This window comes from Paenibacillus sp. TAB_01 (assembly GCF_043945595.1).
In the GTDB taxonomy this organism is placed as follows: domain Bacteria; phylum Bacillota; class Bacilli; order Paenibacillales; family NBRC-103111; genus Paenibacillus_S.
This window is the reverse complement of the sequence record NZ_JBIFNP010000001.1, coordinates 6,337,893-6,362,434: the sequence shown is the minus strand read 5'-3', so window position 1 is coordinate 6,362,434 and position 24,542 is coordinate 6,337,893. Positions and strand designations below refer to the sequence as shown.

19 protein-coding genes, 2 tRNA genes and 4 rRNA genes are annotated in these 24,542 nt (G+C 50.8%); all 25 read left to right on the top strand.

What is annotated here, in order from left to right; translation table 11 throughout:
* Positions 1-33: 33 nt before the first annotated feature.
* Positions 34-903 carry an Hsp33 family molecular chaperone HslO gene (gene hslO, locus ACHHV8_RS31075; RefSeq protein ID WP_395163084.1) on the top strand — a complete coding sequence of 290 codons (870 nt, stop codon included), beginning with the start codon at positions 34-36 and terminating at the stop codon, positions 901-903.
* 66 nt (positions 904-969) lie between these two features.
* Positions 970-1,899, top strand: coding sequence for a peptidylprolyl isomerase (locus ACHHV8_RS31070; RefSeq protein WP_395163083.1), 930 nt, complete (start codon positions 970-972; stop codon positions 1,897-1,899).
* A 108-nt stretch (positions 1,900-2,007) separates the two neighbouring features.
* Positions 2,008-2,946, top strand: a complete 939-nt coding sequence (cysK, locus tag ACHHV8_RS31065; RefSeq protein ID WP_395163082.1) for a cysteine synthase A — start codon at positions 2,008-2,010, stop codon at positions 2,944-2,946.
* Positions 2,947-3,062: 116 nt separating this feature from the next.
* Entirely contained in the window at positions 3,063-4,616 is a 1,554-nt protein-coding gene (locus ACHHV8_RS31060) for an anthranilate synthase component I family protein (protein ID WP_395163081.1), read from the top strand.
* A gap of 11 nt (positions 4,617-4,627) precedes the next feature.
* Positions 4,628-5,209, top strand: coding sequence for an aminodeoxychorismate/anthranilate synthase component II (pabA, locus tag ACHHV8_RS31055; RefSeq protein WP_395163080.1), 582 nt, complete (start codon positions 4,628-4,630; stop codon positions 5,207-5,209).
* Positions 5,206-6,090, top strand: a complete 885-nt coding sequence (gene pabC / locus ACHHV8_RS31050) for an aminodeoxychorismate lyase (protein ID WP_395163079.1) — start codon at positions 5,206-5,208, stop codon at positions 6,088-6,090. The genes pabA and pabC overlap by 4 nt, the downstream gene beginning before the upstream one ends.
* Before the next feature lie 52 nt (positions 6,091-6,142).
* Positions 6,143-7,000 carry a dihydropteroate synthase gene (gene folP, locus ACHHV8_RS31045; protein ID WP_395163671.1) on the top strand — a complete coding sequence of 286 codons (858 nt, stop codon included), beginning with the start codon at positions 6,143-6,145 and terminating at the stop codon, positions 6,998-7,000.
* A gap of 33 nt (positions 7,001-7,033) precedes the next feature.
* A complete protein-coding gene (gene folB / locus ACHHV8_RS31040) occupies positions 7,034-7,396 on the top strand; it encodes a dihydroneopterin aldolase (protein WP_395163078.1) in 363 nt (120 codons plus the stop codon).
* 4 nt (positions 7,397-7,400) lie between these two features.
* Positions 7,401-7,904, top strand: a complete 504-nt coding sequence (folK, locus tag ACHHV8_RS31035; protein ID WP_395163077.1) for a 2-amino-4-hydroxy-6-hydroxymethyldihydropteridine diphosphokinase — start codon at positions 7,401-7,403, stop codon at positions 7,902-7,904.
* The gene (locus ACHHV8_RS31030) at positions 7,889-8,098 is read left to right on the top strand and encodes a helix-turn-helix domain-containing protein (RefSeq protein ID WP_395163076.1); all 210 of its coding nucleotides are present in this window, start codon (positions 7,889-7,891) and stop codon (positions 8,096-8,098) included. The genes folK and ACHHV8_RS31030 overlap by 16 nt, the downstream gene beginning before the upstream one ends.
* A gap of 24 nt (positions 8,099-8,122) precedes the next feature.
* A complete protein-coding gene (gene dusB, locus ACHHV8_RS31025) occupies positions 8,123-9,139 on the top strand; it encodes a tRNA dihydrouridine synthase DusB (RefSeq protein ID WP_395163670.1) in 1,017 nt (338 codons plus the stop codon).
* Positions 9,140-9,336: 197 nt separating this feature from the next.
* Complete coding sequence (gene greA / locus ACHHV8_RS31020) at positions 9,337-9,813, top strand: transcription elongation factor GreA (RefSeq protein ID WP_395163075.1); 477 nt, start codon at positions 9,337-9,339, stop codon at positions 9,811-9,813.
* 95 nt (positions 9,814-9,908) lie between these two features.
* Complete coding sequence (lysS, locus tag ACHHV8_RS31015) at positions 9,909-11,405, top strand: lysine--tRNA ligase (RefSeq protein ID WP_395163074.1); 1,497 nt, start codon at positions 9,909-9,911, stop codon at positions 11,403-11,405.
* A gap of 384 nt (positions 11,406-11,789) precedes the next feature.
* Positions 11,790-13,332 (top strand): 16S ribosomal RNA (locus ACHHV8_RS31010).
* Positions 13,333-13,446: 114 nt separating this feature from the next.
* A 5S ribosomal RNA gene (rrf, locus tag ACHHV8_RS31005) occupies positions 13,447-13,563 on the top strand.
* Between the two features lie 37 nt (positions 13,564-13,600).
* Positions 13,601-13,677, top strand: a tRNA-Ile gene (locus tag ACHHV8_RS31000).
* Between the two features lie 19 nt (positions 13,678-13,696).
* A tRNA-Ala gene (locus tag ACHHV8_RS30995) sits at positions 13,697-13,772 on the top strand.
* 124 nt (positions 13,773-13,896) lie between these two features.
* Positions 13,897-16,847: ribosomal RNA gene (locus ACHHV8_RS30990) — 23S ribosomal RNA — on the top strand.
* A gap of 107 nt (positions 16,848-16,954) precedes the next feature.
* Positions 16,955-17,071: ribosomal RNA gene (gene rrf / locus ACHHV8_RS30985) — 5S ribosomal RNA — on the top strand.
* The 16S, 23S and 5S rRNA genes sit together here with 2 tRNA genes alongside, the layout of an rRNA operon.
* A gap of 189 nt (positions 17,072-17,260) precedes the next feature.
* On the top strand, positions 17,261-17,722 hold the full coding sequence (locus ACHHV8_RS30980; RefSeq protein WP_395163073.1) for a CtsR family transcriptional regulator: 462 nt from the start codon (positions 17,261-17,263) through the stop codon (positions 17,720-17,722).
* A 12-nt stretch (positions 17,723-17,734) separates the two neighbouring features.
* Positions 17,735-18,256 (top strand): protein-arginine kinase activator protein McsA, encoded by a 522-nt coding sequence (mcsA, locus tag ACHHV8_RS30975; protein ID WP_395163072.1) that lies wholly within the window; start codon positions 17,735-17,737, stop codon positions 18,254-18,256.
* A 20-nt stretch (positions 18,257-18,276) separates the two neighbouring features.
* Positions 18,277-19,341 carry a protein-arginine kinase McsB gene (gene mcsB, locus ACHHV8_RS30970; RefSeq protein ID WP_395163071.1) on the top strand — a complete coding sequence of 355 codons (1,065 nt, stop codon included), beginning with the start codon at positions 18,277-18,279 and terminating at the stop codon, positions 19,339-19,341.
* Between the two features lie 74 nt (positions 19,342-19,415).
* On the top strand, positions 19,416-21,857 hold the full coding sequence (gene clpC / locus ACHHV8_RS30965) for an ATP-dependent protease ATP-binding subunit ClpC (RefSeq protein WP_395163070.1): 2,442 nt from the start codon (positions 19,416-19,418) through the stop codon (positions 21,855-21,857).
* A gap of 155 nt (positions 21,858-22,012) precedes the next feature.
* Positions 22,013-23,380, top strand: a complete 1,368-nt coding sequence (gene radA / locus ACHHV8_RS30960) for a DNA repair protein RadA (RefSeq protein WP_395163069.1) — start codon at positions 22,013-22,015, stop codon at positions 23,378-23,380.
* Between the two features lie 39 nt (positions 23,381-23,419).
* The gene (gene disA / locus ACHHV8_RS30955) at positions 23,420-24,499 is read left to right on the top strand and encodes a DNA integrity scanning diadenylate cyclase DisA (RefSeq protein WP_395163068.1); all 1,080 of its coding nucleotides are present in this window, start codon (positions 23,420-23,422) and stop codon (positions 24,497-24,499) included.
* Positions 24,500-24,542: the final 43 nt, after the last annotated feature.

The window sequence follows — 24,542 nt, the reverse complement described above, 5'->3', positions numbered from 1 at the left end:
TCCGTAGACTGCATCAAAGAAAGGGTATCTCTCATGCGTGATTATTTAATTAGAGCTACAGCGATGGAAGGAAAGGTCAGAGCTTTTGCCGTTTGCTCTACAGGAATAGTAGAGGAGCTTAGCCGCCGTCATCAAACAACTCCAACGTCAGCAGCCGCACTGGGACGTACGGTTTCGGCGGGATTGATGATGGGCGCGATGCTGAAGGGCGAAGAGAAGCTGACCATTATGATCAAGGGCGGCGGACCGATCGGGCAAATCGTCGTCGACGCGAACGCGAAGGGCGAAGTGCGCGGATACGTCAGCAACCCGGAAGTGGATCTTCCGCTGAATGAAGAAGGCAAGCTGGATGTCGCCGGTGCCGTAGGCACGGACGGCTTTTTGAATATTACTAAAGATTTGGGTCTTAAGGAGCCGTACCGAGGCAGCGTTCCGATTATTTCCGGCGAGCTGGCCGAAGACTTTACCTTTTATTTCGCGAAGTCTGAACAGACGCCGTCAGCCGTAGCGTTGGGCGTGCTGGTCGATGTGGACCACAGCATCAAAGCTGCCGGAGGGTTCGTCATTCAGCTGCTGCCGGGCTTGAAGGATGATGAGATTACATTGATCGAGCTTTTGCTCTCGCGGGTTGAGCCTGTAACGAAGCTGTTGGAGAAAGGGCTCAACATGGAACAGATTTTGAGCCATGTGCTTCCGGACGTTGAGGTGCTGGATGAGATGGAGGTTCATTTCCGCTGCAAATGCTCGAGAGAGCGGGTGGAACAAACGCTGATTTCTTTGGGACGCTCCGAGCTGGAGCAGATTCTGGAGGATGACGGTCGTGCCGAGCTTGTCTGCCACTTTTGCAACGAGCGGTATTTATTTGAAGAAGAGGACTTGAGAACCATCATAAGCGACCTGTAAACAGACGATATAGATGGAGAAGCTCCAAATCATACTAAGGTGAGTGACCATACGAGGGGATTAGGCATGCGAAACATGAAGATATTGTGGGGAGTCATTACGGTACTGCTGATTGCCGTGGTCATCCTTTCCTCCGTATTGTTTGCCGATTTCTTTAACCAGCCCAATGTTGAATCGAACCCGCAGACGGACAATAACCCTTCTATTCAGGTAGTCGCAACAATCGGAGACAAAACGATCACCAGCAAGGATCTCGAGCAGCAGTTAATGCAGAAGCACGGTCGCGAAACCTTATCGCAAATGGTGGATCATGAAGTCATTCGCATGGAAGGCAAAGCGCGAGGCACGAATGTGGAAGAAAGTGAAATTCAAAAAGAACTGAAACGGATGCAGCAGGGATATGACAGTGAAGCCCAGTTTTACGATTCAATGAAAGAACAGCTTGGTATGACGGAGGAAGCGTTAAAAGCGGACGTTAAGGATAAATTAATGCTTGAAAAAATAGCTACGGCTGCCGTCAACGTCTCCGACGAACAGATCGATGCCTATATTCAGGCTCATGCTGAGGAATTCAAACCAAAGGTGCAGCTGCGCTTGCAGCAAATCGTGGTTAGCAGTAAAACGCAGGCAACGAAAGTTACTGCGGATCTTGGCAAGGGAATGGATTTTGCCCAGGTAGCCAAGGAGCGTTCCCTTGATGATGCGACTCGCGACAGCGGGGGCGACCTTGGCTGGATTGAAGAAGGGGACCCATTCCTCGATCCTTCTTTGATGAAGGCTGCAGGCCAGCTGAAAGCAGGCGATATAACCAAGCCGATCGAAGTAAGCGGCCATCTTTATATCTTGAAGCTGAAGGATCGGAAGGCAGAGCCTGCCTTGAATAAAGAAGCAATCCGGGACACGGTTCGCAAGGAATTGGCATTGAGTGAAGCTCCGCCCTTAAAAGAGGTTATGAAGACACTTCGTGAGAAGTGGAAGGTTGCAATAACATTATAAGGAAAATCGATATTGACAACCTTCCTGCTGATTGATAAGATATTGTTATAATACCTACCAATTTACTCGGATATCATCCATAACTTTATCTTTTAGGAGGACGTCAGGATGGCTAAATTAGTTCAAAGCGTAACAGAATTAATCGGAGGTACACCGCTTGTTAAATTAAATCGTGTAGTGCCGGAAGGCAGTGCCGAGGTTTACGTGAAGCTTGAATACCAGAATCCGGGCGCAAGCGTGAAAGACCGTATTGCGATCAGCATGATTGAGGTAGCTGAAGCGGAAGGTAAACTGAAGCCTGGCGATACGATCGTCGAGCCGACAAGCGGAAACACCGGGATTGGTCTGGCAATGGTAGCGGCTGCTAAAGGCTATAAAGCGATTCTCGTTATGCCTGAGACGATGAGCTTGGAGCGCCGTAACTTGCTTCGCGCTTATGGAGCTCAACTAGTTCTGACGCCGGGTGCGGAAGGCATGAAGGGCGCAATCAAGCGTGCCGAAGAGCTGCAAGCCGAGAATCCGTCCTACTTCATCCCGCAGCAGTTTAAAAACCAGGCTAACGTAAAGGTACACCGTGAAACGACGGGTCCTGAAATCGTTGAAGCAATCAATTCGCACGACGGCCAATTGGACGCTTTCATCGCAGGCATCGGAACGGGCGGCACCATTACAGGCGCCGGCGGCGTATTGAAAGAAAACTTCCCGAATATTAAGATTTACGCTGTTGAACCTAGCGCATCTCCTGTCCTGTCCGGCGGTAAACCGGGCCCGCATAAAATTCAAGGGATCGGCGCAGGCTTCGTACCTGACATCCTGAACACGAACATCTACGATGAAGTCATTCAAGTGGAGAATGATGATGCATTCGAAACATCCCGCCGTGTGGCGAAAGAAGAAGGTATCCTGGGAGGTATCTCCTCTGGTGCGGCAATTTTTGCAGCTTTGAAAGTCGCTAAAGAATTGGGGCCTGGCAAGCGGGTCGTTGCAATCGTTCCAAGTAACGGCGAGAGATACCTGAGCACACCATTGTACCAATTCGAAGAATAGTATCGGTATACTGCAAACAGCCCTTCAATTCCTTGAGGGGCTTTTTTTCATAAGCAATATCAAGTATACTAAGTCCAAACTTATTTCGGTCAGATGAATCTAGGAGGGGCGTCAGCGTGACTTTGATCACCTTTGAGCAGTGGCAGCAGTGGGCAGAACGCTACACGATGCTTCCGTACGTACGCAGGTACGCTTTGGAGGAGGAGCAGGACCGTCCTCTTTCCTGGGAGGGGGCATGGAAGCAGGCGCAGCCGGGCTCGTTCGTGCTGGAGAGCGGTAAGGGCGGAAGGTACAGCCTGCTTGGTCTTGAGCCGGTGTCGACGATCCGCGGCAAGGACAACCAGGGCACGATACGACACCTGCAAGGAGCAGCCATTCCCGTGAAGGGGAAGCCGCTTGAACTCGTCCGGCAGTGGATGGAGCCGTATCGGTCTCCTTCGGTAGAAGGGCTGCCGAAGCTGCTGGGAGGCTGCGTCGGTTTTTGGGGCTACGATGTCATTCGCTCCATAGAACGGCTTCCCGCTTTAGCGGCGGATGACGTACCGGTGCCCGACTATGCGTTTGCACGGTTCGAGCAGCTCTGGATCATTGATCATGCCGAGCAGGTCTTATACTGCGCCGCGCATGCCTATTGGGAACAAGCGCACACTTCGTTAGCATCGCTGGAGCGTCTATACAGGGACATGGCGGAGAAGACGGAGGATATGAAGCGGAAGTGGGACGATATTACTGCTGTCAATCGTTCGGAGTCCTGTATTCGCCGCCGGGAAGCAATGATGGAGAGGATGCAGTCCGACCGGCTTCAAGTCGATTGGAGTACGATAGCCGGAATACAAGCCGACTTTCCCCAAGAGTCGTACATTCGTGCGGTGGAGCGAATTCAATCCTACATTAGTGCAGGAGATGTGTTCCAGGTTAATTTGTCCGTTAGACAGCACAAACGTTTGGAGCAGGACCCGGAAACCATTTATGAATGGCTCCGGCTCGTCAATCCGTCTCCATATATGGGGTTCATGCGTTTCGATGATTTTCAGCTGGTGTCGGGCTCGCCGGAGCTCTTGGTACAGCTGGAGAAAGGGATTGTGCGGACGAGACCGATTGCAGGCACACGCCCTCGAGGCAAGGATGAAGCAGAAGACCAGAGACTGGCGGACGAGCTGATTCACCATGAGAAGGAGCGGGCCGAGCATATTATGCTCGTGGATCTGGAACGGAACGATCTGGGGCGGATCTCGACTTACGGGACTGTGAAGGTAAAAGATTTCATGGTGATCGAAAAGTACTCGCACGTCATGCATATCGTGTCGGAGGTCGAAGGTCGGCTTGCGCCGGGCAAGCAGGCTTATGATGTCATAGCTGCGGCGTTCCCGGGCGGTACGATTACCGGCGCTCCCAAAATTCGCACAATGGAGATTATTGAGGAGCTGGAGCCGGTGCGCCGGGGGCCTTATACCGGATCAATGGGATGGATTGACTATAACGGGGACATGGAATTTAATATCATTATACGTACCTTAGTGACGGCTAATGGAATAGGCTATGTTCAAGCGGGAGCGGGCATCGTCATCGATTCCGTCCCCGATAAGGAATATATGGAGTCGGTCAACAAAGCAAAGGCTATGTGGAAGGCGATCCAGTACAGTGAGACATGGGAGAAAAACTTAGTCTAGGGGGAGTTTCGATGATTCTGGTTATTGATAACTATGATTCGTTTACGTACAATCTGGTGCAATATTTGGGCGAGCTTGGGGAGCAGGTAGAGGTGCGCCGCAACGATGAAATCGACCTGGCGGGCATTGAGGCTTTGAACCCTGACCATATTTTGATATCGCCGGGGCCTTGTACGCCGAATGAGGCGGGAATCAGCTTAAGCCTGATCGAGCATTTCAAAGGCAAAGTTCCTATTCTTGGCGTTTGTCTCGGCCATCAATCGATCGGACAAGTCTTTGGCGGAGAGGTTATTCGCGCCGAGCGTCTCATGCACGGCAAGACATCGCCGATCTTGCATGACGGCAAAACGGTGTTTAAGGATCTGCCGTCTCCGTTCACCGCGACCCGGTATCATTCGTTGATCGTGAAGCGGGAAACGCTGCCCGACTGCCTGGAAATCAGCGCTGAGACGGCAGAAGGGGAAATTATGGGTCTTCGCCATAAAGAGTATCCTATTGAAGGCGTCCAATTCCATCCGGAATCGATTATTACCGATCATGGATTGACGATTCTGCGCAATTTTTTGAATGAAACGGTCGTGAAACAGCCGTGAAGATTTATTGCAACGGAACCCTAATAGAAGAAAAGCAGGCCGTGGTCTCTGTATACGACCACGGTTTTCTTTACGGCATGGGATTGTTTGAAACATTCAGAACTTACGGCGGCCGGCCGTTTTTACTCGACCGGCATCAGCGCAGGCTCGCCGCTGGCTGCGAACAGTTAGGCATCGCTTACCGTCCCCAAGCGGGAGAGTGGGAAGGAATCATAGCGGAGCTAATCCAGGCGAACGAATCCGATTTGCTTGGACGGGACGCTTATATCCGCTTTACCGTTACAGCGGGGCAAGATATCCTCGGGCTGCCTTCAGGGGAGTATAATCAACCCCAGGTTATCGTTTACGTAAAACCGATTCCTCCTAAGGACGAGCAGCTGTACCGGACCGGCAAGCCGCTCCAGTTGCTTAAGCTGCCGCGCAATACGCCGGAAGGAGCCTTCCGGTTGAAGTCGCTGCATTATATGAACAATATTATGGCGAAGCAGGAGATGCGCGGCTACCCTTGGGCCGCCGGAGCGGAGGGGTTATTTACCGACTCCCGCGGATATCTGGCGGAGGGAATTGTCAGCAACTTGTTTTTCATTCGAGAAGGAACGCTGCGGACCCCTTCTTTGGATACCGGTATTTTGGCGGGCGTTACAAGGGAGCTCGTGCTGGAGCTGGCGAACGGCATGGGGATACATACAGAAGAAGGGCTGTATACCTGGGACGATTTGCTTCAGGCCGAAGAAATATTTATCACCAATTCCATTCAGGAGATTGTTCCGATTACAATGCTGTATGATCTGCAGGGGAATGGCGTGCCGGCAAGTCAAGGCTGCGCAGGTGCGGCAACGATAAAGCTGATGAACATCTATGAACACCATACATCTTTGTAAAGCATAGGAGGGAATGCGCATGTCGCAGCAACTAAGTGAAATAACCCACGCAATGGAGCGCCATATCCCGGTGTCAGGACGCGAGATCATAGATTGCCGGGGAGTTCCGTTAAGCCTGAACCAAGGTACCGTAATTATGGGGATCTTAAATGTAACTCCGGATTCCTTCTCCGACGGCGGACGGTATATTGACCCGGAGGCTGCAGTCGAGCAGGCAAGACGCATGGTTGCCGAGGGTGCGGAGATCATTGATATCGGCGGGGAGTCGACGCGGCCGGGAGGCGCGGCGGTTTCATTAGAAGAAGAACTGAACCGCGTCATTCCTGCCGTGCGAGCTTTGAAAGAAGCGGGAATTACGGTGCCTCTTTCTATTGATACTTATAAGTCGAAGGTTGCGCGGCAAGCGTTGGATGCGGGCGCTCATATTTTGAATGACATCTGGGGCTTGCAAAGAGACGCTGAAATGGCTAAAGTCGCCGCCGATTACGGCTGTCCTATCGTTGTTATGCATAATCGCACCGAGGCGGTGTATGATAACTTTATTCCGGATGTGCTCCAGGATTTGCAAAAGAGCATCCGACTGGCCCACGAAGCCGGAATTCGCGACGAGCAAATTATTTTGGATCCGGGCATCGGCTTTGCCAAGACCTATGAGCACAACCTGCAGCTGATGAATGAGCTGCACCAGATTGTTGCCCTTGGATATCCGGTTCTGCTCGGGACCTCGCGTAAAAGCATGATTCGCACCGCGTTGCAGCTTCCCCCGGATGATGTCGTTGAAGGAACCGCGGCTACTGTAACGATGGGAATTGTCCAAGGATGTCAAATCATGCGGGTGCATGACGTAAGAGCCATCAAACGAGTGGCTGTTATGACGGATGCTATTGTTAAGCGCCGATTGTCTGTATAATTCGCAAAGCCATGGGGATGGGGGATGTCAAGGATGGATAAAATCGTGATGAAGGGGATGCAATTTTATGGATATCACGGCGTTTTTGCGGAAGAAAACAAGCTGGGGGCCCGCTATGAAGTAGATGTGGAGCTGCACATGCCGCTCGATAAGCCGGGAGCGACGGATTCCATCGACGATACGATCAATTATGCGGAAGCTTACCAGGTGATTAAAGATATTGTCGAGCTTCAAGTGTTTCAACTTATCGAAGCTTTGGCTGAACATATTGCACTTCGGCTTCTGCAAACTTATACTGGTATAAATGAAATTACCGTACGCGTACTGAAACCGCACCCTCCGGTTGCTATGTTTTTTGATGGTGTATCGGTTGAAATCCACAGAAAGCGGGCATAAGTTCATGGCTTTAAAGCCTCAATTTTACGCGTATATCGCCCTGGGCTCGAATATGGGAGACCGGGAGCATTTTTTATTGGAAGCCATTAGACAGTTGGCTGAACACGAAGGCATCGCAGTTACCGGCAGGTCCCGCATCTACGAAACAGAGCCGGTCGGCGTCGTAGACCAGGCTTCTTTTTTAAATATGGTGATTGAAGTGAAGACTCCGCTCTCGCCGCAGGCTCTCTTTGATGTGATGGTGCGAATCGAATTGGAGCTTGGCCGGACGCGCGAGCTGCGCTGGGGACCGCGAACGATAGATTTGGATTTGTTGATGTATGAAGACGCCGTGCAGGATGACCCGTCACTCATTCTGCCTCACCCTCGGATGCTGGAACGCGCTTTTGTGATGATTCCGCTGGTTGAGGTGCTGCAGGCTTGCAAGTCGAAGCAGGCAGCTGCGATGGCTGCTCATCTAGATCGGCTGGATGGAAAGGAAGGCGTTACCCTATGGAAAAAAATATGACGGCTCAGCGTATACGGGCGTTCCGCAAACTGAAAGGCCTGACCCAGAACCAGCTGGCAGAGCAGCTGGATGTGTCCATTGCCATTCTGGGGGCTATCGAAAGAGGCACGCGCAAGCCTGACGCCAAGATCATTCACAAAATTTCGGAAGTGCTCGGGATCGATCCCGAGGAATTGCTTCCTGTCGCTAAGTAATAGGATTGGAAAGGAGTGAGCATGATGTTGAAAATAGGAAATGTTGAAGCGCCCAATCAAGTGGTGCTGGCCCCGATGGCCGGTGTGTGCAACCCTGCCTTCAGACTTATCGCCAAGGAGTTCGGGTGCGGGTTAGTCTGTGCGGAAATGGTTAGCGACAAAGCTATTTTGCATGGGAACCATCGGACAATGGAAATGCTGTATGTGGACGAGCGGGAGAAGCCGCTGAGCTTGCAAATATTTGGCGGAGATACGGAGACTTTGGTGGAGGCGGCGAAATATGTCGACCAGAACACGGACGCCGATATTATAGATATCAACATGGGCTGTCCGGTGCCGAAAATTACAAAATGCGACGCCGGAGCCCGCTGGCTGCTCGATCCGCCCAAGATCGAACAAATGATCGAAACCGTCGTCAAATCGGTAAGCAAGCCTGTTACCGTTAAAATGCGAATCGGATGGGACGAAGATCATATTTATGCCGTGCAAAATGCCAAAGCGGTGGAGAACGGCGGCGGAGCGGGAGTATCGGTTCACGGCCGTACCCGTGTTCAAATGTATACCGGGCATGCCAACTGGGATATTATTAAAGAGGTTAAAGATTCCGTATCCATCCCGGTTATCGGTAATGGAGATGTGACGACACCGGAGGCTGCGAAGCGTATGCTGGATCAAACGGGGGTAGACGGGGTCATGATCGGCCGTGCGGCGCTCGGCAACCCATGGATGCTGTACCGTACGATTCAGTATTTAACGACAGGAGAGCTGCTGCCGGAGCCTTCCGGTCAGGAGAAGATCCGCATTGCCCTGCTTCATATGGACCGGCTGGTTGCCCTGAAGGGCGAGCATGTGGCGGTGAAGGAAATGCGCAAGCATCTGGCATGGTACTTGAAAGGTCTGAAGGGCTCCGCACGCGTGAAGGACTTGATCATGGAGCAAACGAAGCGGGATGCTATGGCTGAGGTGCTGGAGCATTTTGTAGCCTCCATGGAGGGGAATGGAACAGAGGATGCGGAGGAAACTTCCACAGCCGTGCATTAAAATGTTGCTGCCTCCAGGGCGATTTGGCTTAGATTGACATTTGAAGGGGCTTGCAATATAATCAGGCAATAGTCGTACCCCCTATACGGATCAGTCATCAGGATCTCGATCGTTAATATATTATTTATAAGTGAATTCATAGTCGAAGGAAACAGCTCGAAGTATGAAAATCTTTCACATGACAGGAGATCGTTGCAATGAGTGAAAAGGAAGTCATCCTGACGCAGGAAGGTTTAAAGAAGCTTGAAGAAGAGCTTGAGCAGCTTAAATCGGTAAAGCGCCGCGAAGTTGCGGAAAGAATCAAAGTAGCGATCGGCTATGGCGATATCAGTGAAAACTCAGAGTACGAAGACGCGAAGAATGAGCAGGCATTTATCGAGGGTCGTATTATGACACTGGAAAAAATGCTTCGCAATGCTCGTATCATTAATAACGATGATGTGAATACGGATACGGTTAGCGTTGGAGCTATCGTAACCTTGAAGGATATGGAATTCGGTGACATTGTGGAGTACAATATTGTCGGCACAGCGGAATCCGATCCGTTCCAAAATAAAATTTCCAACGAAAGTCCGGTAGGTAAGGCCATTCTCGGCAAATCGAAAGGCTCCGTAGTCGACGTCAACGTTCCGGCGGGCGTCATTCAGTACGAGATTATCGATATTAAGAAATAATTGGTTCCATTTCCAAGCCATGACTTTCGATCAAAGCTTCCTCTGGAAGCTTTTTTAACGTATATACAAGTGAACTTGACGAAGGAGCTGAAGGCATGACGGTAGAACAAGAATTAAACGAATTGCTGCAAATCAGAAGGAATAAATTGGACGAGCTTCGCGCGCTGGGCGTAGATCCGTTCGGACAAAAATATGACCTGACCCATCACGCGGCTGACCTGTTGAAAGCGTACGATGATTTTTCCAAAGAGGATTTGGATGAGAAGGCCATTGAGGTTAGTATTGCAGGCCGTATTATGCAAAAACGCGGTATGGGAAAAGCCGGCTTTGCGCATCTGCAGGATATCACCGGCAAGATTCAAATTTATGTTCGTGAGGATGCGGTAGGCTCGACGAAATATCAAGCCTTTGACATGCTGGATATCGGGGATATTATCGGCGTGAAGGGCATTATGTTCAAAACCAAAACCGGGGAGCTTTCCGTTAAAGCGAAAAACGTAGAAGTACTCTCCAAGTCGCTGCTGCCGCTGCCTGAGAAATATCATGGGCTGAAGGACGTAGAGCTTCGCTACCGTCAGCGCTACGTTGATCTGATTATGAATCAGGAAGTGCAGGGTACGTTTATTTTGCGCTCCAAAATCATTCAATCGATGCGCCGTTATTTGGATTCCAGAGGATATCTTGAGGTAGAGACGCCAACGCTGCATGCTATTGCCGGAGGAGCGTCCGCACGTCCTTTCATTACGCATCACAATGCACTGGACATGCAGTTATATATGCGGATTGCTATCGAGCTGCATTTGAAACGATTGATTGTCGGCGGCATGGAGAAAGTATATGAAATCGGACGGGTATATCGGAACGAAGGGATTTCGACACGACATAACCCTGAATTTACGATGATTGAGCTGTACGAAGCGTATGCCGACTATCTGGATATTATGAAGCTGACGGAAGAAATGGTTGCTCATATCGCCCAGGAAGTGCTTGGAACGACCAAAATCAATTATCAAGGTCATGAAGTTGATTTGTCCCCGCAATGGAGACGCGTGTCGATGGTTGATGCGATCAAGGAAGTTGTCGGCGTGGACTTTAGCAAGCAAATGACTGATGAAGAGGCGCATCAGCTGGCCAAGGAGCACAAAGTGCCTGTTGAGCCGATGATGACCTTCGGCCATATTGTGAATCAGTTCTTCGAAGCCTTTGTTGAAGAAACGTTGATTCAGCCTACGTTTGTTTACGGGCATCCGGTTGCTATTTCTCCGTTGGCTAAAAAGAATGAGCAGGATCCACGTTTTACGGATCGCTTTGAGCTGTTTATCGTTGCCCGCGAGCATGCTAATGCCTTTACGGAGCTGAATGACCCGATTGACCAGCGTGAGAGATTTGAAGCTCAATTGGTGGAGCGCGAACAGGGGAACGACGAAGCGCATGAAATGGATGAAGACTTCATCCGTGCGTTAGAGTACGGTATGCCACCGACTGGCGGGTTAGGTATCGGTATCGACCGTTTGGTTATGCTTTTGACGAACGCTCCATCCATTCGCGATGTGCTCTTATTCCCATTGATGCGTGAACGTCAGGGAGAATAATGTTGAACAAGAAAGTACATCTGCACCAGCGTACATTTGCTGGCGCAGATGTGCTTTCTTACTTTATACGAGCCAGTACATTCCTAAAGGTGAAAAAACATTTGCAATCTGGATTTCATTTTGGTATATTACTTTTTGTCGCTTTTGAGGACATGTTTGTTCAAGCCTTTTGATTAGATGACCATATGTTATTGAAAAAAAGCTTGCAATCGACTAGGCGAATGTGTTATATTATAAAAGTCGCCGCTAAACAAGACGACAATAAATGACAAATGAATTGCCCTTTGAAAACTGAACAACGAGTGAGTGAAATAAAGAGAATGCAAATTCTCGCTAGCAAGAAATTTTGAGCTTAAGACAAGCTCTGTTACAAGTTATACAACTTTAATGGAGAGTTTGATCCTGGCTCAGGACGAACGCTGGCGGCGTGCCTAATACATGCAAGTCGAGCGGATTTCACCTTCGGGTGAAGTTAGCGGCGGACGGGTGAGTAACACGTAGGCAACCTGCCTGTAAGACCGGGATAACTATCGGAAACGATAGCTAAGACCGGATAACTGGTTCTCTCGCATGAGGGAATCATGAAACACGGAGCAATCTGTGGCTTACAGATGGGCCTGCGGCGCATTAGCTAGTTGGTGAGGTAACGGCTCACCAAGGCGACGATGCGTAGCCGACCTGAGAGGGTGATCGGCCACACTGGGACTGAGACACGGCCCAGACTCCTACGGGAGGCAGCAGTAGGGAATCTTCCGCAATGGACGCAAGTCTGACGGAGCAACGCCGCGTGAGTGATGAAGGTTTTCGGATCGTAAAGCTCTGTTGCCAGGGAAGAACGCTTGGGAGAGTAACTGCTCCTGAGGTGACGGTACCTGAGAAGAAAGCCCCGGCTAACTACGTGCCAGCAGCCGCGGTAATACGTAGGGGGCAAGCGTTGTCCGGAATTATTGGGCGTAAAGCGCGCGCAGGCGGTTATTTAAGTTTGGTGTTTAAGCCCGGGGCTCAACCCCGGATCGCACTGAAAACTGGATGACTTGAGTGCGGGAGAGGAAAGTGGAATTCCACGTGTAGCGGTGAAATGCGTAGAGATGTGGAGGAACACCAGTGGCGAAGGCGACTTTCTGGACCGTAACTGACGCTGAGGCGCGAAAGCGTGGGGAGCAAACAGGATTAGATACCCTGGTAGTCCACGCCGTAAACGATGAGTGCTAGGTGTTAGGGGTTTCGATACCCTTGGTGCCGAAGTAAACACAGTAAGCACTCCGCCTGGGGAGTACGCTCGCAAGAGTGAAACTCAAAGGAATTGACGGGGACCCGCACAAGCAGTGGAGTATGTGGTTTAATTCGAAGCAACGCGAAGAACCTTACCAGGTCTTGACATCCCTCTGACCGGTACAGAGATGTACCTTTCCTTCGGGACAGAGGAGACAGGTGGTGCATGGTTGTCGTCAGCTCGTGTCGTGAGATGTTGGGTTAAGTCCCGCAACGAGCGCAACCCTTGACTTTAGTTGCCAGCATTGAGTTGGGCACTCTAGAGTGACTGCCGGTGACAAACCGGAGGAAGGTGGGGATGACGTCAAATCATCATGCCCCTTATGACCTGGGCTACACACGTACTACAATGGCCGGTACAACGGGAAGCGAAGGAGCGATCTGGAGCGAATCTTTAGAAGCCGGTCTCAGTTCGGATTGCAGGCTGCAACTCGCCTGCATGAAGTCGGAATTGCTAGTAATCGCGGATCAGCATGCCGCGGTGAATACGTTCCCGGGTCTTGTACACACCGCCCGTCACACCACGAGAGTTTACAACACCCGAAGTCGGTGGGGTAACCCGCAAGGGAGCCAGCCGCCGAAGGTGGGGTAGATGATTGGGGTGAAGTCGTAACAAGGTAGCCGTATCGGAAGGTGCGGCTGGATCACCTCCTTTCTATGGAGTCCATGATGACTGCAGGTCATCGGACATAAAGCAGCGCAAGCTGCAAACACTCATTCACTCGTTGCTCAGTTTTGAGAGGTGCAATATCCTTTCAAACCTAATTCGTTTGGTGATGATGGCGGAGGGGAACCACACGTTCCCATCTCGAACACGACCGTTAAGCCCTCCAGCGCCGATGGTACTTGAACCGAAGGGTTCCGGGAGAGTAGGACGTCGCCAAGCGAACCTGTATTATGCAGGTGGATATAAGTCATGTTGCGGGCCCTTAGCTCAGCTGGTTAGAGCGCACCCCTGATAAGGGTGAGGTCGGTGGTTCGAGTCCACTAGGGCCCACCATAACTAAATAATAAGCTATGGGGCCATAGCTCAGCTGGGAGAGCGCCTGCCTTGCAAGCAGGAGGTCAGCGGTTCGATCCCGCTTGGCTCCACCAAGATTATGTTTGTTCCTTGAAAACTAGATAACGAAACAAAAGCATAGAATCATCCTTGAAAGAGGTAGATCTTATGATCTTACTCTTTACCATCTTTAGCTGCCGTTCGATCGTATCGAACACGGGTTAAGCTAATAAGAGCACACGGAGGATGCCTAGGCGCTAGGAGCCGACGAAGGACGTGGCGAACGACGAAATCGCCTCGGGGAGCCGTAAGCAGGCGTTGATCCGGGGATGTCCGAATGGGGGAACCCAGCTGAGGTAATTCTCAGTTACCGCTATCTGAATACATAGGGTAGTAGGAGGCATACGAGGGGAACTGAAACATCTAAGTACCCTCAGGAGAAGAAAACAAGAGTGATTCCGTCAGTAGCGGCGAGCGAAAGCGGAACAGCCCAAACCAGAGGGCTTGCTCTCTGGGGTTGTGGGACGTCAATGTGGGTTTAGCAGAGTAGATGAAGCGGTCTGGAAAGGCCGGCCACAGAAGGTAACAGCCCTGTAATCGAAATTTTGCGAAAATCCTAGACGGATCCCGAGTACCGCGAGACACGTGAAACCTCGTGGGAAGCAGGCAGGACCATCTGCCAAGGCTAAATACTCCCTAGCGACCGATAGTGAAGCAGTACCGTGAGGGAAAGGTGAAAAGAACCGCGGGAGCGGAGTGAAATAGAACCTGAAACCGTGTGCTTACAAGAAGTCAGAGCTCGTTCATGAGTGATGGCGTGCCTTTTGTAGAATGAACCGGCGAGTTACGTTCCCGTGCAAGGTTAAGGTGAAGAGCCGGAGCCGCAGCGAAAGCGAGTCTGAATAGGGCGTATCGATATTTTCTTACGAAAAATCGCAGTACGTGGACGTAGACCCGAAACCGTGTGATCTACCCCTGCCCAGGGTGAAGGTGCGGTAACACGCACTGGAGGCCCGAACCCACGAATGTTGAAAAATTCGGGGATGAGGTGGGGGTAGCGGAGAAATTCCAATCGAACTCGGAGATAGCTGGTTCTCCCCGAAATAGCTTTAGGGCTAGCCTCGGGAGATGAGTAGTGGAGGTAAAGCACTGATTGGGTGCGGGGCCCGCCAAGGGTTACCAAGTCCAGTCAAACTCTGAATGCCACATACTTTATCCCGGGAGTCAGACAGTGAGTGCTAAGATCCATTGTCAAGAGGGAAACAGCCCAGATCATCAGCTAAGGTCCCCAAGTGTGTGTTAAGTGGGAAAGGATGTGGAGTTGCAAAGACAACCAGGATGTTGGCTTAGAAGCAGCCACCATTGAAAGAGTGCGTAATAGCTCACTGGTCGAGTGACTCTGCGCCGAAAATGTAACGGGGCTAAACACACCACCGAAGCTATGGCTCGTGCAAACAAGATTTGCACTTGGGTAGGGGAGCGTTGTATGTAGGTAGAAGGTGTACCGTAAGGAGCGCTGGACAGCATACAAGTGAGAATGCCGGTATGAGTAACGAAAAGATCAGTGAGAATCTGATCCGCCGAAAGCCTAAGGGTTCCTGAGGAAGGCTCGTCCGCTCAGGGTAAGTCGGGACCTAAGGCGAGGCCGAAAGGCGTAGTCGAAGGACAACAGGTTGAAATTCCTGTACCACCGTGAACCGTTATGAGCAATGGGGTGACGCAGAAGGATAGTGACGCGGACTGATGGATGTCCGTCCAAGCAGAGAGGCTGGTGTGTAGGCAAATCCGCACATCGTAAGGCTGGTCTGTGATGGGGAGCGAAAATTGCAGTAGCGAAGGTCATGAGTTCAGGCTGCCAAGAAAAGCCTCTAGCCAGGGAGAAGGTGCCCGTACCGCAAACCGACACAGGTAGGCGAGCAGAGCATGCTAAGGCGCGCGGAAGAACTCTCGTTAAGGAACTCGGCAAAATGACCCCGTAACTTCGGGAGAAGGGGTGCCTCGGTAGGGTGAATAGCCCGAGGGGGCCGCAGTGAAAAGGCCCAAGCGACTGTTTAGCAAAAACACAGGTCTGTGCGAAGCCGCAAGGCGAAGTATACGGGCTGACGCCTGCCCGGTGCTGGAAGGTTAAGGGGAGTGGTTAGGGGTTTACCCCGAAGCTATGAACCGAAGCCCCAGTAAACGGCGGCCGTAACTATAACGGTCCTAAGGTAGCGAAATTCCTTGTCAGGTAAATTCTGACCCGCACGAATGGCGTAACGACTTGGGCGCTGTCTCAACGAGAGATCCGGTGAAATTTTAATACCTGTGAAGATGCAGGTTACCCGCGACAAGACGGAAAGACCCCATGGAGCTTTACTGCAGCTTGATATTGGACTTTGGTACGATCTGTACAGGATAGGTGGGAGCCTGAGAAGCCTGAGCGCCAGCTTGGGTGGAGGCGACGTTGGGATACCACCCTGATCGTATCGGAGTTCTAACCTGGTACCGTAAGCCGGTATGGGGACAGTGTCAGGTGGGCAGTTTGACTGGGGCGGTCGCCTCCTAAAAAGTAACGGAGGCGCCCCAAGGTTCCCTCAGAATGGTTGGAAATCATTCGAAGAGTGCAAAGGCATAAGGGAGCTTGACTGCGAGACAAACAGGTCGAGCAGGGACGAAAGTCGGGCTTAGTGATCCGGTGGTACCGCATGGAAGGGCCATCGCTCAACGGATAAAAGCTACCCTGGGGATAACAGGCTTATCTCCCCCAAGAGTCCACATCGACGGGGAGGTTTGGCACCTCGATGTCGGCTCATCGCATCCTGGGGCTGAAGTAGGTCCCAAGGGTTGGGCTGTTCGCCCATTAAAGCGGTACGCGAGCTGGGTTCAGAACGTCGTGAGACAGTTCGGTCCCTATCTGTCGTGGGCGCAGGAAATTTGAGAGGAGCTGTCCTTAGTACGAGAGGACCGGGATGGACGTACCGCTGGTGTACCAGTTGTTCCGCCAGGAGCACGGCTGGATAGCTACGTACGGACGGGATAAGCGCTGAAAGCATCTAAGCGTGAAGCCCCCCTCAAGATGAGATTTCCCAGTAAAGTAAGACCCCTTGAAGACGACGAGGTAGATAGGTTCGGGGTGGAAGTGCCGTAAGGTATGGAGCTGACGAATACTAATCGGTCGAGGGCTTATCCAAGAGAACAGCAAAGAGAAGGATGTATGCTTGTTTCGTATCTAGTTTTCAAGGTGCAAGTCGCCTTGAATTAAAGTATTCATGTTTCCTGGCAGAAACATGACACATCGTTTGGTGATGATGGCGGAGGGGAACCACGCGTTCCCATCTCGAACACGACCGTTAAGCCCTCCAGCGCCGATGGTACTTGAACCGAAGGGTTCCGGGAGAGTAGGACGTCGCCAAGCACAATAGGAAAGACCTTTGGTTTAAATTCCAAGGGTCTTTTTTGCTTGCAGGATGGGCATAAAATAGGTAGGGGAGTAAAAAATAAATCGACCCATCACAAAGAGTTGCAAATTATCTGAAAACTGTTATAATGTAATTAAAGTCAAAGAAAGTCAAAGTCAATTTACTCTCGTAAGGAGGTTGAATTGATGCGGAACGTATCCGAAGTGATTGAGCAGTATTTGAAGCAGATCATACAACAAAGCACGGATGGAATCGTGGAAATCCAGCGTAACGAGCTGGCTGACCAGTTCGCCTGTGTCCCATCTCAGATTAATTACGTTATAAGCACCCGATTTACTTTAGAGAAGGGTTTTGTCGTCGAAAGTAAACGCGGGGGCGGCGGATATATCCGGATACAGAAGATTGAACTGAATGCACACGGCTCTATATTGGATCACATTTCGAAAACCATCAGTTCTCACATCGATCAGAACGCATCAGAAGGGCTGTTGTACCAACTGGAGGAGAACGGCTATCTTACTCCTAGGGAAGCCGCGATGGCGAGATCAGCGATATCAAGGGATGTACTGGTTCTGAAACTGCCCCTTCGCGACGAAATCCGAGCCAAAATTTTAAAGGCGATGCTGATATCCTTGTTGAGCCGATAAGGAGGGTATATTATGCTATGTCAGGAATGTGGTAAAAAGCAAGCGACACTGCATTTTACGAAAATTTTGAATGGAGAAAAGACCGAGTTCCATATTTGTGAAGCATGTGCCCGTGAGAAGGGAGAACTGATTCCTGGAACGCCAAACGGATTTTCCATTCATAACCTATTATCAGGTTTGCTCGATTTTGAACCGAGTTCCGGGAATAATCCTTTAACGCCCAAGGCTCCGCCCAGCCGCTGTGAGCATTGCGGACTGACTTACAGTCAATTCAGCAAGATCGGACGCTTTGGCTGCAGCTCGTGCTACAAGCACTTTGGAGAGAAGTTAGATCCTTTATTCAAACGGGTGCATGGCAGTACGCTTCATACCGGTAAGGTTCCTAAACGCTCCGGCGGGTTAATAAAACATAAGAGGGAAATCGAAAGCTTGAAGAAGGAACTGCTTTTGCGCATTGAGAACGAAGAATTTGAGAAAGCGGCGCAGCTTCGGGATGAGATCCGGGAATTGGAGAAGAAGGTTGCGGAAAGCTAACGTATGGGTAAGGAGGCATAATGATGACAGTAAATCGCTTTACAGAGCAAGCATTAAGTGACTGGATGAAAGGGGAAGGCCCCGACTCCGATATTGTGATCAGCAGCCGTATCCGTATAGCACGGAACCTGCAGTCGTATCCTTTCCCGATGCTGTCGACCAACCAGCAGTCCAAAGAAGTTTTGGACCAGGTATCTCAAGTGCTTCAGGATGAAGAGCTGCAAAAAATCGGACCGTTTTCAATGCTGTCTTTGTCGGAGCTGGATGAGCTGCAGAAGCGGGTATTGGTCGAGAAGCACTTGATCAGTCCGGCGCTTGCGAACGAATCGCGCAACGGCGCAGTTATTTTAAATAATAATGAGTCCATCAGCATCATGGTGAATGAAGAGGACCATTTACGAATACAATGCTTGTGCCCAGGCTTTCAAATTAAAGAAGCATGGGATACGGCAAGCCAGATAGACGATTTATTCGAAGGCCATCTCGACTATGCTTTCGACGAGAAGCGGGGTTATTTAACAAGCTGCCCGACCAATGTGGGAACCGGCATTCGCGCTTCCGTTATGATTCATCTGCCCGCGCTTGTGCTGACGCAGCAGATTAACCGGATCCTTTCGGCGATTACTCAGGTAGGGTTAGCCGTGAGAGGGTTATATGGCGAAGGCAGCGAGGCGTTGGGCAACCTGTTCCAGATATCCAATCAGATTACTTTGGGGCAATCGGAGCAGGAAATCATTGATAATTTATATGGCGTCGTCCGGCAAATTATTGAGCATGAACGGGCTGCACGCCAAAAGCTGCAGTATGAAACGAAGGCGAAGCTGCTTGACAGAATCAGCCGTTCCTTCGGAATTATGTCCTATGCAGCAATTATGGATTCAAAGGAAGCAGCACAGCGGCTGTCCGACGTTCGCCTTGGGGTGGATTTGGGTATTATCAAAAATGTCCAGCCACAGGTGTTAAACGAGCTGCTTGTGATGACGCAGCCGGGTTTTTTACAGCAATATGCAGGAGAAAAGCTGACGGCTGAAGAAAGAGACATAAGAAGGGCACAGCTCATACGTGAGAAATTCAACCAAGAATAAATTCCGAGCTGGTAGTTCCTCTTTCCTCAAAAGCAAAATCACCTAATTCTTACTTTATTATGGAGGTGTTACGCATGATGTTTGGAAGATTTACAGAACGCGCACAAAAAGTATTGTCTTTAGCACAAGAGGAAGCGGTCCGTTTAGGTCATAATAATATTGGCACAGAGCATATTTTGTTGGGGCTGATCCGAGAAGGAGACGGCATTGCCGCCAAAGCGCTCATTGCTCTGGGCTTGGGTCTCGAGAAGATTCAAGACGAAGTGGAGGCTTTGATCGGCCGGGGGCAAGAACAACCGACGAATATCGCTTACACTCCTAGAGCCAAGAAGGTGATTGAGCTGTCCATGGATGAGGCTCGTAAGCTGGGCCACACCTATGTCGGTACGGAGCATATCCTTCTGGGTCTGATTCGCGAAGGCGAGGGCGTTGCAGCCCGTGTCCTGAACAACCTGGGCGTGAGTCTGAACAAGGCCCGTCAGCAGGTGCTGCAGCTTCTGGGCAGCAGCGAGGTGGTGTCTACGAACCATGGTAACACCGCGAACGTAAATACACCTACCCTGGATGGGCTGGCTCGTGATTTAACGGCCTATGCCAAGGACGGCAACCTGGACCCTGTCATTGGACGCAGCAAGGAAATTGAGCGCGTTATTCAAGTGCTGAGCCGCAGAACCAAGAACAATCCGGTTCTTATCGGGGAGCCTGGGGTTGGTAAAACGGCGATTGCCGAAGGTTTAGCTCAAAAAATCATTAACAACGAAATTCCCGAAACGCTTCGCGATAAACGGGTGATGACTTTAGATATGGGTTCTGTCGTTGCAGGTACGAAGTACCGCGGCGAATTCGAGGACCGTTTGAAAAAAATTATGGATGAAATCCGTCAAGCCGGTAACATCATTTTGTTCATTGATGAGCTGCACACGCTGATCGGAGCCGGAGGCGCAGAAGGAGCAATCGATGCCTCGAACATCCTGAAGCCTGCCTTGGCTCGTGGCGAACTGCAGTGCATCGGGGCTACTACCCTGGATGAGTACCGCAAATATATCGAGAAAGACGCTGCGCTGGAAAGACGCTTCCAACCGATTACGGTGGATCAGCCGTCTCCGGAAGAAGCGATTCAAATTTTGCACGGCCTGCGTGACCGCTACGAAGCCCACCACCGTGTGAAAATTACGGACGATGCGATTGAACAAGCCGTTAAACTGTCCGACCGCTACATTACAGACCGGTTCCTGCCGGATAAGGCAATTGACCTGATCGACGAGGCCAGCTCCAAAGTAAGGCTTCGCTCGTATACGGTACCGCCTGATCTGAAGAAGCTGGAAAGCAAGCTGGAGGATATCCGTAAAGAGAAGGATGCCGCGGTCCAAAGCCAAGAGTTTGAGAAAGCCGCCTCCCTCCGCGATACGGAACAAAAGCTTCGCGAAGAGCTGGATTCGACGAAAAACGAATGGAAAGAAAAACAAGGCCGTACGGATTCCGAGGTAACGCCGGATGATATCGCTCAAGTCGTAGCAAGCTGGACGGGGATTCCTGTGGTGAAGCTGGCCGAGGAAGAAACGCAGCGTCTGCTCAAAATGGAAGACATTCTTCACGATCGCGTGATCGGCCAGGAAGAAGCGGTTAAAGCCGTGAGCCGGGCTATCCGCCGCGCGAGAGCGGGCCTCAAAGATCCGAAGCGCCCTATGGGCTCCTTCATCTTCCTTGAACCTACCGGGGTCGGTAAAACGGAGCTTGCCCGCGCATTGGCCGAATCCTTGTTCGGTGATGAGAATGCCGTCATTCGTATCGACATGTCGGAATATATGGAGAAGCACTCGACATCCCGTCTCGTTGGGGCGCCTCCAGGATATGTGGGTTATGAAGAAGGCGGACAATTAACCGAAAAGGTACGCCGTAAGCCTTACTCCGTAGTGCTGTTGGACGAAATTGAGAAGGCTCACCCGGAAGTGTTCAACATCCTGCTTCAAGTGCTGGAGGATGGCCGTCTGACCGATTCCAAGGGACGTACGGTAGACTTCCGTAATACGCTGATCATCATGACCTCCAACGTAGGGGCCGATACGATCAAGAAAAATTCATCGCTTGGTTTCACGGCGGCTCAAGACGCAGGCAAAGATTATTCCAACATGAAGGATAAAGTGATGGGCGAGCTGAAAAAATCGTTCCGCCCTGAATTCCTGAACCGGATCGACGAGATCATTGTGTTCCACTCGCTCGAAGAGCAGCACATTGCTCAAATCGTGACGCTGATGGCGGACGATCTGCGCAAACGTCTGAAAGAACAAGAAGTCGATTTTGTGCTTACGGATAGAGCTAAGGCATTCCTGGCCAAAGAGGGCTTCGACCCTACGTACGGTGCGCGTCCATTGCGTCGCGCCATTCAGAAGCATATCGAGGACCGTTTGTCCGAAGAATTGCTTCGCGGTCAGATCTCGAAGGGCGACACGTTAACCATCGATGAAAAGGATGGGGAACTGACGGTCGAGAAGACCCAAGGGGTCACAACTACGTAAATAGACGAAACCATAAACAGCATCCTGTGCCTTTGATCGGGTACAGGATGTTTTTTTGTATTATGAAGGATGCAGGGTTTTCTTTGTTGTTACAAAATGGTAAACTTTGATAGATGAGAATTATGGGTTCGGATGGAACAGCTAGGAGAGACGTTATGGTAAAAACGAAAACAAAATTCTGCTGTCAGGAATGCGGCTATGAATCCCCGAAATGGCTGGGAAAATGTCCGGGCTGCCAATCGTGGAACAGCTTTGTGGAGGAAGTGGAGACCGTTTCTAAGACGCAGGGCGTGCATTCTTCTTTACTGCGTACGAAAGAAAAGCCGGTTTCCATCATAAATATAAAAAGCAGTGAAGAACAGCGTATTGTTACCCGCAATAAAGAATTAAACCGCGTGCTGGGCGGCGGACTTGTCCCCGGATCCCTGTTGTTAGTAGGGGGAGACCCGGGAATCGGCAAATCTACCCTGCTGCTGCAAACATCTCATGATTTAACGGGAAGCGACAAGAAGGTACTGTACGTTTCCGGTGAGGAATCCGTACGTCAGACGAAGCTTCGGGCGGACCGGTTAAACGCTTCATCAGAGCTGCTGTATGTGCTGTGCGAGACGAATCTGGAACAGATCGAAGCAGCGATTGATGAAGTGCAGCCGGATTTTCTGGTCATCGACTCCATCCAGACGGTTTACCATCCGGGAGTCACCTCTGCGCCGGGAAGCGTATCTCAAGTAAGGGAATGTACAGGGCATTTTATGCGCATTGCCAAAATTAAAGGTATCGCCACGGTGCTGGTAGGCCATGTTACTAAGGAAGGGGCCATTGCTGGACCTAGACTGCTTGAGCATATGGTGGACTGCGTCCTTTATTTCGAAGGGGAACGGCATCATTCATACCGGCTGTTAAGGGCGGTTAAGAACCGTTTCGGAGCGACCAACGAAATCGGTATTTTCGAAATGCAGGAGAGCGGCTTGGTCGAGGTGAGCAATCCTTCCGAATTGTTCCTCTCCGAGCGTCCGCTTGGCGTATCCGGTTCTACGGTCGTCGCCAGTATGGAAGGAACCCGTCCTGTGCTGGTAGAGCTGCAGGCACTTGTTTCCTCCACGAACTTCCCATCTCCGAGACGAATGGCTACAGGGATTGATCATAACCGGCTGTCGCTGATTATTGCGGTGCTGGAGAAGCGCATGGGCATGTTCCTGGCCAATCAGGATGCCTATGTGAATGTAGCCGGCGGGGTGAAGCTGGATGAACCGGCCGTCGATCTGGCTATTGCCGTCAGCATAGCATCGAGCTTGCGTGAGCAGCCGACCCAGCCTTTTGATGTGGTTTTCGGCGAGGTAGGCCTGACAGGCGAGGTGCGCGGGGTTTCCCGTGTCGATCAAAGAGTGAAAGAAGCGGAGAAGCTGGGCTTCCGCCGCGTCATTTTACCGGAAAAAAGCTTAAAGGGCTGGACAGCGCCCTCAGGAATCGAAATTATTGGTGTAAGCACGGTATCTGAAGCGTTGAAGGCCGCATTAGGTTAAGGAAGCGAACGGATTAGAGTTGCGGACTGGAGGGACAACATGAGCAAGGAAGAAATAAAAAGAGACGTCATGAGCCAACTATTACAAATGGTTGCGCCCGGAACCGCTTTCCGCGATGGCTTGGAGAATGTTTTGCGAGCGAAGACAGGAGCCCTGATTGTTGTGGGCTACAGCCCGGAAGTAATGGAGATCGTGGATGGAGGGTTTTCCATCAACTGCGACTTCTCCCCCAACTATTTGTACGAGCTCGCGAAGATGGACGGAGCGATTATTTTAAGCGAGGATTTGAAAAGAATCTTGTACGCGAACACGCAGCTGATTCCCAATTCCTCAATTACTTCGTCGGAGACGGGAATTCGCCACCGTACGGCCGAGCGGGTCGCCAAGCAAACTTCCAAGCTCGTGGTGTCCATCTCCCAGCGTCGTAACGTCATTACTTTGTATCAAGGCAATTTGCGGTACTCTCTGAAAGATATGGGCGTCATTCTGACTAGAGCCAATCAGGCTATTCAGACGATGGAAAGGTATAAGTCCGTCTTGGATCAGGCCTTGACGAATCTGGGGGCGTCGGAATTTGAAGAACTGGTGACGCTGCATGATGTGACGAATGTCATCCAACGTATCGAGATGGTGCTTAAAATCAAAGCGGAAATCAAAAGATACATTAACGAATTAGGCACCGAAGGCCGATTAATTAGTATGCAGCTTGATGAGCTGGCGGGCATGGTTGATCTGGAAGCGCAACTTTTGCTGAAGGATTACGTAAAGGAATTGCATGAGGATAAACTGAAGGATCTTGGCCATGCATTCCGCAAGCTTGCTGCCGACGAGCTGCTGGATCATAACCATATCGCGAAGCTGCTCGGTTACCCCGTAGCCCAGAGCAGTGCGGAGGAGACCGTATCCCCGAGAGGCTACCGGGTGCTGAACAAGATCCCACGGCTTCCTTCCGTGATTATTCAAAATTTGGTCGAACGCTTTGAGCAGCTGCCTCATTTGATGATGGCCACGATAGACGAGCTGGATGAAGTGGACGGCATCGGGGAGGTACGCGCCCGAACCATTAAAGAAGGCTTGAAACGAATTCAAGATCAAGTACTCATTGACAGACATATTTAACTTGCATACAATCAGAGGGTACCCTAATATAATAAGTTGTATT

What these genes read in the sequence shown, in the direction of transcription:
- ACHHV8_RS31030 (WP_395163076.1), top strand. Translation starts at nt 7,889, where the DNA reads ATGGAAAAAAATATGACGGCTCAGCGTATACGGGCGTTCCGCAAACTG.
- radA (WP_395163069.1), top strand. Translation starts at nt 22,013, where the DNA reads ATGGTAAAAACGAAAACAAAATTCTGCTGTCAGGAATGCGGCTATGAA.
- hslO (WP_395163084.1), top strand. Translation starts at nt 34, where the DNA reads ATGCGTGATTATTTAATTAGAGCTACAGCGATGGAAGGAAAGGTCAGA.
- disA (WP_395163068.1), top strand. Translation starts at nt 23,420, where the DNA reads ATGAGCAAGGAAGAAATAAAAAGAGACGTCATGAGCCAACTATTACAA.
- mcsB (WP_395163071.1), top strand. Translation starts at nt 18,277, where the DNA reads ATGATGACAGTAAATCGCTTTACAGAGCAAGCATTAAGTGACTGGATG.
- clpC (WP_395163070.1), top strand. Translation starts at nt 19,416, where the DNA reads ATGATGTTTGGAAGATTTACAGAACGCGCACAAAAAGTATTGTCTTTA.
- folK (WP_395163077.1), top strand. Translation starts at nt 7,401, where the DNA reads ATGGCTTTAAAGCCTCAATTTTACGCGTATATCGCCCTGGGCTCGAAT.
- greA (WP_395163075.1), top strand. Translation starts at nt 9,337, where the DNA reads ATGAGTGAAAAGGAAGTCATCCTGACGCAGGAAGGTTTAAAGAAGCTT.
- mcsA (WP_395163072.1), top strand. Translation starts at nt 17,735, where the DNA reads ATGCTATGTCAGGAATGTGGTAAAAAGCAAGCGACACTGCATTTTACG.
- ACHHV8_RS31070 (WP_395163083.1), top strand. Translation starts at nt 970, where the DNA reads ATGCGAAACATGAAGATATTGTGGGGAGTCATTACGGTACTGCTGATT.
- folP (WP_395163671.1), top strand. Translation starts at nt 6,143, where the DNA reads ATGGAGCGCCATATCCCGGTGTCAGGACGCGAGATCATAGATTGCCGG.
- cysK (WP_395163082.1), top strand. Translation starts at nt 2,008, where the DNA reads ATGGCTAAATTAGTTCAAAGCGTAACAGAATTAATCGGAGGTACACCG.
- pabA (WP_395163080.1), top strand. Translation starts at nt 4,628, where the DNA reads ATGATTCTGGTTATTGATAACTATGATTCGTTTACGTACAATCTGGTG.
- ACHHV8_RS30980 (WP_395163073.1), top strand. Translation starts at nt 17,261, where the DNA reads ATGCGGAACGTATCCGAAGTGATTGAGCAGTATTTGAAGCAGATCATA.
- dusB (WP_395163670.1), top strand. Translation starts at nt 8,123, where the DNA reads ATGTTGAAAATAGGAAATGTTGAAGCGCCCAATCAAGTGGTGCTGGCC.
- lysS (WP_395163074.1), top strand. Translation starts at nt 9,909, where the DNA reads ATGACGGTAGAACAAGAATTAAACGAATTGCTGCAAATCAGAAGGAAT.
- folB (WP_395163078.1), top strand. Translation starts at nt 7,034, where the DNA reads ATGGATAAAATCGTGATGAAGGGGATGCAATTTTATGGATATCACGGC.